We start from the raw sequence: 11797 nt of genomic DNA, 5'->3' as shown, positions 1-11797 counted from the left end.
CTATTTAATAGTTTCAGAAATGCGACCACATTTTAGCATCTTATTCCCATAATAGGGATTGCGAATTTCTTCATCTTTAGATAGCCAATACCCACCTTTATTGTTAAAGGCCATTGGACAGAACTGCTTATATACTTCGCCATTTGAAATAGATTTTTCTACAACGGAAGTCATCTTTTCGGTAACATCAGAAAATAAAGTACGTTGTATCTCAATATCATTTGTTTCTGAAATTTTATAGAGTATCCCTTTTAAATCTGCGTCATCTGTATTATCCATTAGCATTTTTGCCCCAGATTGGGCTTCGTTGACATCTGAGTTTACTAATGCGGTTTTCAAGTGGATATAGTGCTGAAATTGTTTGTCAACATTATCATCATTGAAGGTTAATTTGGTTGTTTTGGCAACTTCATCTTTGGAACTTGATGTGTTGTTTTGATTTTTAGGTTCATTCTTGCAAGAAATAAAACTTACCATTGCAAGTAGAAATACTGTTGTTCTGAATTGTGTCTTCATATCTGTCATTTTTTAAATAATTAATTTATTAAGTAATTGATAATTGCCGATTGCGTATAGTACATCCGCACCGATTCTATTTGATTGGTTTGAAATTTCAATTGTAATTCTTGTATGTCAAGCACGTCATTAAAATCTATAGTGCCGGTCTCATAATTTTTTAACAGAATTTCTTCTGCATCCTTTGCCTGTTTGAGATTTCTTTCCTGTATATTGAATTTAATCCGTGCTTGATTTCGTTGGGATTTTGCTTGTGCGAAAGCGGTTTCTAACGTATTTAACCGCTCATCTTTTTGCAGTTCGATTTCCTTTTGTCTCAACTGATTCTGTTTGGAAACCGAGTTGTACTTATTATTGAAAATGGGAATAGAAAGCGTAACCATTGGCATTACAATATCCTTTCCGTTATCACTAAAGTTCATTTCTGGCCGTTCTGCAACTGGCACATAGTCTAACCCAAACCCAATATTTGGCGCACTCTCTTTTTGATTCAAAAGTTCAGACTGTTCGATGGATTCGTAGAGCTTGTCGTATTTCAGTAGTTCAGGATTGAGGGTCAATCCTTCTTTACTAAAAACAGGGTCTTCCATTGGAATTGTCATTTCTGTGACGACTTCTACACCAATACTTTCCTTACGGTTCAGTAGATTATTAAATACAGTCTGTTCTGCGAGATATCCTTCTTGCAAAACTTCTTTTTGTTGTTGTAGTTCGTTTTGGCGAATCTGCAATCGCAGAACATCCACAGCAGAGGCTTTACCAACTTCTACTGATGTCAATGCCAACCGTTCGTAGGTTTTCAGTAACTGAATATTCTCGTCCAATACATCCTGCTTAGCTTTATTAGCATACAAACTGTAATACGATTGGGCGACCGAGAGTGCTAGTTTTCGTTTCGCAATGGCGATTTCCACAAAATCAGTTTCCGCCATTGAGCTGGCGTAATTTTCTCTTGCCGTTATAGTACCGAACCACGGCAACATTTGAGATACGGAAAATCGAGCACGTTGCGCACCCGTTCTGGTTTCTGGTTCACTTAAAAAATATCCTGCACTAATTGTGGTGTTGGGCAATGTATTGACCTCATTTACCTTTTCTTGGGCAATGTTATACCGCAATTCATACGCTTGGATATCTGGATTGTTCGCCTCTGCTTCTTTAATGTAGGATTGCAGTTCTTGTGCTTTCGCGAAAGCGGAAACAAGCAAAAGGCATATTATGATTATTATATTTTTCATTTGCTAGCTCGTTTTAATTGGAATTCTTTTTTCATACTGAACAGGACAGGAACTACAAAAAGCGTAATCAATGCTATGAGCATTCCACCAAAACTTGGTATGGCCATTGGTATCATAATATCACTTCCACGACCCGTTGAAGTCAAAATTGGTAGTAATGCCAATATGGTTGTTGCTGTGGTCATTAGGCAGGGGCGGATTCGTTTTTCACCAGCTTCTACTATGGAATCACGTATTCCTTTTTTATTCTCAGGGGTGTTTCGGTCAAACGTTTGTGTAAGGTAAGTTGCCATTACAACGCCATCATCGGTAGCAATACCGAATAGCGCAATGAACCCAACCCAAACAGCCACACTCAGATTGATGGTGTGCATCTGGAACAAATCCCGCAGGTTTTCACCAAAGAAGTTGAAGTTTAAGAACCAGTCTTGACCATAGAACCATATCATTAGGAAACCACCTGCAAAGGCAACGGCAATACCCGTAAATACCATTAGCGAAGTAGCAACTGAACGGAATTGGAAATAGAGAATTAAAAATATGATAGCGAGTGCCAATGGAACAACCACAGATAAAGTTTCTTCTGCTCGTAACTGATTTTCATACGTTCCTGTAAATTGATAGTTGATACCTTTTGGTACTGTCAATTCGCCACTATCGATTTTGTTCTTTATTAATGCCTGGGCATTTTCAACCACATCTACTTCAGCAAAGCCATCAAGTTTATCAAAAAGGACATAACCCACTAAAAAAGTATCTTCACTTTTTATGACCTGCGGTCCTTGCTCATAACGTATATCTACCAATTCGCCAAGTGGTACAGGGCTTCCTTTTTCGACAGGCACATAAATATTTTTTAAATCCGTTGGATTTTCACGCAGTTCCCGGGGGTAGCGTACACGCACAGCATAGCGTTCCCGACCTTCAACGGTTTGTGTCAAAGGTATTCCGCCCACCGCTACTTGCAATATTTCCTGCACGTTCATTACTGAAATACCATACCGTGCAAGTTGTTCTCGTTTAATGTCAATGAGTAAATAAGGTTTCCCAACGATACGGTCAGCGAAAACAGCTTGCTCTTTAACACCTTCCGCTTGTTTCAAAATAGCTTCGAGCTGAAGACCGAAATCTTCGATTTCACTCAAATTCTGGCCTTTGACTTTGATGCCCATCGGTGCACGCATTCCTGTCTGCAACATCACTAATCTAGTTTCAATGGGCTGTAACTTTGGTGCCGAAGTGATACCAGGTAACTTCGTTACTCGTACAATTTCATTCCAGATATCATCTGGATTTTCAATTTCAGGTCGCCAGTTTCGATAGTACTCACCATCATCATCAGGAATCAACTCATTCCTTGTAACAGTTGTTTGTAATTGGGATGTTTTGTAGTCTGCACCTTTCTTTATTTCATTATTAGGATTGATAATTAGTTTGTCATTTTTGAGAACAAAAAGACCATCATCATTGACTTTGTAACGTTGATGTTTTCCTCTTGAGTCCATCATATACTCGGACTTGTACTGAATCACATTTTCATACATCGATAGGGGTGCAGGGTCAAGGGCAGATTCCGTTCGTCCTGACTTACCAACGACCGTTTTTATTTCAGGAATAGTGGCAACTGCCATATCCAATTGTTGTAAAATTCGTTTGTTTTCTTCCACCCCTGCGTGCGGTAGAGAAGTAGGCATCAACAAGAATGAACCTTCATTGAGCGATGGCATAAATTCTTTGCCTGTATTTCTCATAATCAAAACACCAAAAATGATGATGGCCGTAGGTACGGAAAGGAATAGAAATTTATTGCGTAGAGCCCATCTTAAGATTCGTGTATAATAACGACGGAAAACCCAAAATGTACCCAGTAGACTAAAGCAAACTATACTGACAAAAATTAGGTTCATCACTATACTTCGGTCAAACCCTAACGGACGCCAATATTCAGCCAGCAAGAAAACGATAGCTACAGATGAAATAATGATGTTTACTAGATTTGCTTTCTTTTCTGTCAGCCTACCTTGTAAACTGATTATTCCAGAAGCACCAAATGCAATCAATATTAGACCAAGCCAGTATCCATAAATCAACGCAATTATCCCTGCAACAATCAGAGAAATATTAAGGATATATCTAAACGGGTTTTTCAGGCTCTTCTTTCGAAATAGAAAAGCGGCAAATGGCGGAATTAAAAATAGGGCGACTATAATGGATGCTGTAAGTGCCATTGTTTTCGTAAAGGCTAATGGACGGAACAGCTTGCCTTCAGCACCTACCATTGTAAATACTGGGATAAAACTAATAATGGTTGTAAGTACAGCTGTAAGGATAGCACCCGAAACTTCCGTGGTCGCATTGTAAACTACTGTGTTTATCGGTAATTTATTTCCTTGGGCATCTGTACTTTCTACATCTAAGTGTCTAATGATATTTTCAGAAAGAATTACCCCTACATCTACCATTGTACCAATGGCTATTGCAATTCCTGAAAGTGCAACGATGTTTGCATCTACATTAAATAATTTCATCGCGACAAAGACCATCAATACTGCAACTGGTAATAATCCTGAAATTAAAATAGAAGCTCTAAGATTAAATACCATTATGATAATGACAAGAATGGTAATCAGAATTTCCAAGGTTAAAGCTTCATTGAGTGTTCCCAAGGTTTCCTGAATGAGTTCGGTACGGTCATAGAAAGGAACTATGGTAACTTGTGATGTGCGGCCATCTGCTAGTACTTTAGAAGGTAGTCCAGCACTTAAACCATTGATTTGGTCTTTTACGTTATTAATGACTTCCATAGGGTTTGCACCGTATCGAGCCACAACCACACCGCCGACAACTTCCGCGCCTTCTTTATCAAGAATACCACGTCGTGTAGCTGGTCCTAAATGGACTTTGCCAACGTCCTTTATTCTAATAGACGTGAATTCTTTAGAGGTAACAACTGCATTTTCGATATCGGCAATCGACTTTACATAGCCTAGACCACGAACCAGATATTCGGCTTGGTTCATTTCCAACGTCTGAGCACCGATGTCTTGATTACTGTGTTTAACAGCTTTTACAATATCAGTCAGCCCAATGTTATACTGGCGCATCAATTCAGGATTTACGTCCACTTGATATTCCTGAACATAACCACCAATAGAAGCAACTTCTGAAACACCGCTTGCCGATGAAAGCGCATATTTTACGTAATAGTCTTGAATGCTACGAAGTTCCTGTAAGTCCCATCCACCTGTAACATTGCCATCTTTATCACGACCTTCTAGTGTGTACCAGAAAATCTGACCTAACCCCGTTGCATCAGGCCCTAAAGCTGGGTTTACACCATCGGGTAATAGCCCACTTGGAAGTGAGTTGAGTTTTTCAAGAATTCGACTTCGTGACCAATAGAATTCTATATCTTCTTCAAAAATGATATAGATGCTCGAAAATCCAAACATTGAGGAGCTTCTAATGGTTTTTACCCCTGGTATTCCTAATAAGGAAGTTGTAAGCGGATAGGTAATTTGGTCTTCAATATCCTGAGGCGAACGCCCTTGCCATTTGGTAAAAACGATTTGCTGATTTTCGCCAGTATCGGGTATGGCATCTACGGCCACAGGGTTGCTTGGCAGAACGCCCGTTTCCCAACCAAAGGGTGCATTAACAATACCCCAACCCACAAATAGAGCGAGCATCAGTACTGCAACGAGTTTGTTTTCGATTAAAAATTTTATGCTTTTATTGAGCATATAGAATGATAATTAGACAGTTATACAAAAGTTGGTTATGATGTGATTCTGAAAAAAGAACACAACAAAACGAGCCCAAAAACGGAAATACCGCAGGGCGAAAAGGTTACTGTCTAAAAATCAAATTAAATATGTCTCGTACAGGGTTTGTACATCCCGTTCAATAAAAGGGGGCGAGTAATCCTTGAAAGTAACGATGTTTTCGTCAAGACCTTCAAAGAGATTTATATATGTGAAGAAGAATGAAGCAACAAAAGTTTGTTGCTCAAATGTTAGCTTATCAAAAGATATTTTTAAATCTTGGTTGCCTTCTTTTACAAGTTGTTGGTCAGTACAACAATCTTTTTCAGTCATTGAAGGATTGTCACAACTCTCAGTAGGCTGTGCTTTTTCCATACCACAGCTTTCTGCTTCCGTAAAAATAGAGAAGTCAACTAAAGAATCCCCACAATAGTGCATATCAACTGTAAAGGACATTGTAGTAAGCAAAACTACAAAAGCCATCAAAACAGATAATATCTTATGGAAAACCTTTTTCATTAATGCAAAATTACAAAAATTTAACAGTTTTTATTGGGATTAACAGAACTTTAATTTTGGAAACACAGCTTTTCCAAGCTTTATATCTAAATAATTCTATCAATATTATTCACAATTAGTTGGTCCTGTTTTGAGCCTTAGCTAAGTGACAATCTTTGAAAGCAATTCCACTTTTACAAGGACAAGGGTCATCTGGAGATATAAAAGTTTCTTTTGTAACAAAATCTGGTTCCCCTTCAAAATTACCTTCCTTTCCAGTTTCGGCAATATTGAGAATTTCTTCTAACTCAGCTTCTTTTCTTTTTATTTCCGTTGCGGAAGGTTTAAGTCTTCGGGTAAGTTCCATATTGAAAACACTATCCCAAATTCGATACGTTTCTGAATCTTTATTAGGTGGTTCATTAAATACTTCACTTTCCTTATTTAAGGCTTGAAATTTTTTGAAATCTTCTTTTAATTCTGGTAATGTGACAAAGAATGTATCGTTAGGTTCTACCGCAAAAAACAAATTTCTTAGAAATTTGTCGTTGGTACTGAATACTCTTGCAAATGGTGCATAAAACAAGTATTCCAAATCCAAAAGATTTGTCAATCGCTCACCGCATAACGAATTATTAATTCCAATATAGTATAGACAGACCACTTCATAACAATAGATTGCATAACCTGCCAAACTCTGTAAGTCTGGATGCGATTCATTTTTCCATCTGGATTCAATAGAATTTCTTAAATCAGGATTTATGTCAAAATATTCCATCACAAGATTTAAAGTATCAACTGGCTCAATTTCGATGTAGAGGCGTTCTTTCAACCTTTCCTTTAAACTTAAAAACTTTTCTTCATTTGAAGGCTTGTGGTCTCTTATTTTGATGTCTTTAAGATGGCCAAATTTTTCTTTGAATGTTTTAAGCACAGTTTCATCCTTGGATTCTGTTCGCCATACATCGGCAATAATTTCATCCATAGTGTCGAACTCACCTCTTTTCCATCGCTTTATGGATAGCTCTTCTTCTGTCTCAACGAAAGTCATCCCTTTTTTCGTAGGTGTATTTATAGATTTTTGAGCGCTTAGAAATGGTCTGTTATGGGCAGTTATAAATTCACCAGTTAAAGATTTTTCAACCAGCAATTTATATTCTATATTAACATAGGCGTTATACGGAAACATTTTTTTTGCCAAATCTGTAACTTGGTCTTTGGGTGGTTTCTTACCTTCTTTTTCTTCTTTCGCAAGGTCACCCAAAATCTCTGAAACCAACAAGGGCGTAACATTGACGATATAATATTTATGAAGTTCAATAATATCTTTATAGTTAAGCCCTTGAAAAGTTGATTTGTCGAGTACTATTGGTATTGACATAGTTTTATTTTAAAAGTTGATAACACTATCTAAAGCATCATCAGCATCTTTATGAATAAAGTTGGCTTGGTAGCTTATGGTTGTTTTAAGGTCACTATGTCGGTAGAGTTTTTGAAGCATTTTAATTGGGATTTTGTCTTCGGATAGATTTCCAAAGCTGTGACGTGCTATATGCATAGTCACTTTCTTTTTAACTTTTGCTTTCCTGGCAACTTCAACAAGGTATTTGTTGAATTTTTTTGTGGCCGTTTTGGTCTTGGCATAAACATCCTTGGCATTTTTAAGGTCAGCTTTTTTCAACTCTGGGAAAACGAAATCTTCGTCACCTCGCTTTGCATCCCTATAATAGTCTAAGATTAATAATGCCTTTTCAGGAATTTTGAGAGAAAGTAATTTTGAATTTTTATTCATTCTATAATGCAATCTTTCGTCATAAATATCAGACCATCTTATTCCGAGAACATCAGCAGCCCTAATACCGGCAAAATAAAAGCTAAACAACCAAACGTTGCGAGCGTGAGTTTCACTATCAGTTAGGTTTTTTACGGTTTCGAATGCTATTATATCTTGCTTATTAAGACCTATTTTTTCAGTTTCTGGAAACTTAATTCTAATTTTATCAGAACCAAATGGGTAGAGCTTTCTATCTACTAAGCCCATTTTTATCGCTCTATTATAAATGGTTCTTATAACGACGAAGTTATTTACAATTGACCTCTCTGAGAGATTAAACTCTTTTTTCAGATAGATTTTAAATTTTCTCAAAAACTGCTCGTCAATTTCAGGAAAGGTTAATTGTTTAGATTTATTAAAGTTTATGACGTGATTTACACGGACTTTATCCGCAGAGAGTTGGGCAAGTTTATTATTTGCTTCAAGTTCAAAAAGAAAATCATTTGCAACTTCGTAAAAATTACTTGATTTAGATTCGGAGTATAGAGACTCTTTAATCTGATTTGCTGAATAGTCCTTTTTTTCAGACTGCAAATCCACAAGTGCCTTATTGACCTCTAATAATTTCGTGCCTAACAAATTATTTAATCTTACGGAATTGGCATTGGATTTTTTTACACGAGATTTATTTTGGTCCCAATCCTTTAAATCAACGTAATGCCCTATATAGTGATATGTGGATTTCCGATTTTTAGTAATTCGTATTGCCAATGGGTATAGTCCTTCCTTATTGACTTTTTTCCTAACCACAATTTTTGCATTTGATGCCATACCCTTGATATTTAGGGTATAAATATAATCATTTTTGGTACAACATAGGTACAACAAATATTGATTTTAAACCATATCAAATGAGATTATAAAATATTAAATAACTTATAAACAGTTGATTATAATATGTATTAATTGAATTTGATATCAAATTCGCTGGATTCAAAATCCAGTTCTTTCGGGAGTGTGGGTTCGATTCCCACCTTGAGTACAAAGGCCTTTAGGATTTAATTCTGAAGGCTTTTTTTATTATTAATCTTTTTGGTTTGGCTTTTAGATTAAAAATAGTTATTCCATTTTATGAATTACCATCCTTCGGTTCCAGGTTCGCCTTTAAAAGGTCCAACCACATCTGGTGTGATCCATCCTGCATAAAATTTACTGTTTTGAGCTTTTACTAAATTCCCATCGACAAAGCATTGTAGATCTTGTGGATAGAACGCGATAAGGTCTTTTAATAAGGTAAATTCAGGAAATGGTTTAGGATATGACCAGGCTATTGATTGATGAGGATTGGTGCGTAAAGCATAGTATATTGCCTTTCCTTTCCACTCACAAAAAGAAGTTTTGGCTTGCATCAGGATCAAAGTAGATATATTCACATCCGATTTTGGAATGTAATATGTAGGAGGACTTGCGGTTTCTAATACTGCCAATGCATTTTTTGAATCCACAATTATGCTATCTTCATCTTTGACTAGTACTGGTTTATTGACTTTTTCAATAATGGGTGGTCTAGGAAAATCCCAAACAGATCTTTGTCCTTTTTTAGGTTCTATTGCGAAAGGAGGCCTTTTGTCACCTCTATTTTTCCAATGATTACGCGCATTGTCTAACCAATTCATAGTTGTTTTATGAAGTTTTTAATTCTAGATTACCGAAACATTCTATGAAGTTACAAAACTTGCAGGCATTTTTATCATTCATAATTTAGATATGGAAGTTTTATAAGATTTAGCATCACAAACGTCCATAGAACTATTTGATGAGAAATGCTTTTAACAGAATAGTTGCGGCAGAGTAATTAAATCTAAAGTAGATAAATCCTACGTTAAGGTTCCATAAAGATTAAAATTACAAATATTGAGTTTTATTGAATTTAAATCTATAGGCTCTTAAAATAAATATTTATTTGATTAAAGGATGAGGTTTAGTAAATCAGGTTTTCATTGGTTTAAACAACTCAATATTTACAGTTCCGTCAATTTTCATATGAAAATTTTGATCACGCGCATGGATTATTAAATTGGTTATGAGTTTTCTGGATTCTTTTAGTTCTGCTATTCTCTTTTTTGCATGAATTACATTCGGGTCATCTTCGTTTTTTGAACTAAGGATTTGTAAGTTGTGAAATTTGATTTTATCAGCAATAAGAGATAAAAGCACATCTGCAGAGTTGATAGGAGAATAAATTCCTTCTACCAATTTTATATTGTTATACATGGAATTCATAGGTAAATAGGTTGGTGTAACTAGTTGTTTTTGGAAGATAATAGACAATGTTGTTTTGGATTCATAACAATGAAAAAGGCACTTATTCATTTTTTAATTATTCTTTTGCAATGTATAGTGCCTTTTATGAATGTATATGTTTTAATATGAAATATCTTACTACTCTCCTTGACCTAGAGAGAAACCTCTTTTTCCATCAAATTCATAGAGGTTTTCCGTTTTTATAACATCAAACTCTTGATTGTTAAGTTTGGATAAAAGTGCGATTATTTGTTCTTGGTCAATACAATTATAAGATGGAATCGCTTTTTTTATGTCAGAATCATAGGCAACAAACCTACATCTCCAATGATCCGTACAGTAGGTTTCTTCCATACCATTTGGATATACCTTCACTCCACGATTTGTAATCATCTTAAGTTTTAACTTGTAAGCTTGAATTTCAGATAACATATCACCGATTTTTTTGGGGTCAGAACCTTGCCAATCAATGAATACATCAACTCCCACGAGTTCTTTTTTGGATTTCTTACGTTTGTAGGCAAACGTCCTGATTATTCCTGATCCTTTATTAATTTTGCTTGGAGCTAATTTTTTAGGCTTTTGTCCTAGTCGTGATATTATTTCATTTGCGAACTCTCGAGTGGATACTTTCTTATAACTTGAGTCTTGTTGATAGATGTCTGCCGTATGGTATCCTGCTTCTATAGTTGATAACAAGGCATTTTTTATTTTGTCGGCAATTTTTAATTCTCCAATATGCGCTAACATAAGAATTGCTGCATTTATAAGTCCAGAGGGATTGGCAATTTGTTGTCCCGCAATATCTGGTGCCGAACCATGTATGGCTTCAAACATGGCTATATTATCTCCAATATTAGCAGAACCTGCTAGTCCAACAGACCCGGCAATTTCTGCAGCAATATCAGAAATGATATCTCCATACAGATTAGAGGTTACAATTACATCATAGTTCTCTGGATTGGCAGCAAGTTTTGCGGATCCTATATCGATTATTTGAGTTTCAGATTGTATATCAGGATAGTCTAAAGATATTTCTTTAAACACACGATGAAACAGTCCATCGGTTAATTTCATGATGTTATCCTTAACCATACAAGTAACCTTTTTTCTGTTATATGCTTTTGCATACTCAAAGGCATATCTAATAATACGTTCACATCCAGGTTTTGTTATTAACTTAAGACATTGCACAACATCTTCAGTTTGTTGGTGCTCTATTCCAGCATATAAATCTTCTTCATTTTCTCTTATGATAACAACATCCATTTGAGGGAAATGGGTTTTTACAAATGGATAAAAAGAATTTACGGGTCGTACATTTGCATATAATCCTAATGATTTCCTAAGAGTAACATTTAGACTTTTAAACCCTTTACCTTGTGGGGTAGTTATTGGAGCTTTTAGAATAAGTTTATTTCTATTAATGATTTCCCAGGACTTGTTATCTATACCTGCAGAATTTCCAGATAAATAGACTTTTTCCCCTAATTCAATAAATTCTGGTTCAATTTTAGCTCCAGCTTTATCAAGAATATCTAGTGTAGCAGCCATTATTTCTGGTCCAATACCATCTCCTTTAGCAACCGCTACTTTGATAGTTTTATTAATATCTGTTTTCGAGATCTCTTGAGTTAATATATTGTTTTTCATATAATTAATTTTTATCCAGTACAAATATCTAGATAATTATTCATAAATTT

General features: G+C 35.7%; 9 protein-coding genes. All 9 read right to left on the bottom strand.

Annotation, left to right across the window (positions count from 1 at the left end; all coding sequences use genetic code 11):
* Window positions 1-516 carry a DUF3347 domain-containing protein gene (locus Q1A73_RS08375; RefSeq protein WP_281987770.1) on the bottom strand — a complete coding sequence of 172 codons (516 nt, stop codon included), beginning with the start codon at window positions 514-516 and terminating at the stop codon, window positions 1-3.
* A gap of 20 nt (window positions 517-536) precedes the next feature.
* Window positions 537-1754 (bottom strand): TolC family protein, encoded by a 1218-nt coding sequence (locus tag Q1A73_RS08370; RefSeq protein ID WP_281987768.1) that lies wholly within the window; start codon window positions 1752-1754, stop codon window positions 537-539.
* Window positions 1751-5497: an efflux RND transporter permease subunit gene (locus Q1A73_RS08365; RefSeq protein ID WP_299604128.1), complete on the bottom strand. Its 3747-nt coding sequence runs from the start codon at window positions 5495-5497 to the stop codon at window positions 1751-1753. Before Q1A73_RS08365 ends, Q1A73_RS08370 begins: the two co-directional genes overlap by 4 nt.
* Window positions 5498-5617: 120 nt before the next feature.
* Window positions 5618-6037 (bottom strand): hypothetical protein, encoded by a 420-nt coding sequence (locus Q1A73_RS08360; RefSeq protein ID WP_281987765.1) that lies wholly within the window; start codon window positions 6035-6037, stop codon window positions 5618-5620.
* 115 nt (window positions 6038-6152) lie between these two features.
* Complete coding sequence (locus Q1A73_RS08355) at window positions 6153-7397, bottom strand: SEC-C metal-binding domain-containing protein (RefSeq protein ID WP_298922816.1); 1245 nt, start codon at window positions 7395-7397, stop codon at window positions 6153-6155.
* Between the two features lie 9 nt (window positions 7398-7406).
* Complete coding sequence (locus tag Q1A73_RS08350) at window positions 7407-8621, bottom strand: site-specific integrase (RefSeq protein ID WP_298922814.1); 1215 nt, start codon at window positions 8619-8621, stop codon at window positions 7407-7409.
* Window positions 8622-8926: 305 nt separating this feature from the next.
* Window positions 8927-9466, bottom strand: a complete 540-nt coding sequence (locus Q1A73_RS08345; protein WP_299604123.1) for a DUF427 domain-containing protein — start codon at window positions 9464-9466, stop codon at window positions 8927-8929.
* Window positions 9467-9779: 313 nt separating this feature from the next.
* Window positions 9780-10073 (bottom strand): hypothetical protein, encoded by a 294-nt coding sequence (locus tag Q1A73_RS08340; protein ID WP_299604120.1) that lies wholly within the window; start codon window positions 10071-10073, stop codon window positions 9780-9782.
* Window positions 10074-10232: 159 nt separating this feature from the next.
* Entirely contained in the window at window positions 10233-11747 is a 1515-nt protein-coding gene (locus Q1A73_RS08335; RefSeq protein ID WP_299604117.1) for an NADP-dependent isocitrate dehydrogenase, read from the bottom strand.
* Between the last annotated feature and the right edge of the window lie 50 nt (window positions 11748-11797).

Origin of the sequence: uncultured Aquimarina sp. (genome assembly GCF_947492115.1) — a bacterium.
In the GTDB taxonomy this organism is placed as follows: Bacteria; Bacteroidota; Bacteroidia; order Flavobacteriales; family Flavobacteriaceae; genus Aquimarina.
This window is presented reverse-complemented; position numbering and strand designations above follow the sequence as displayed.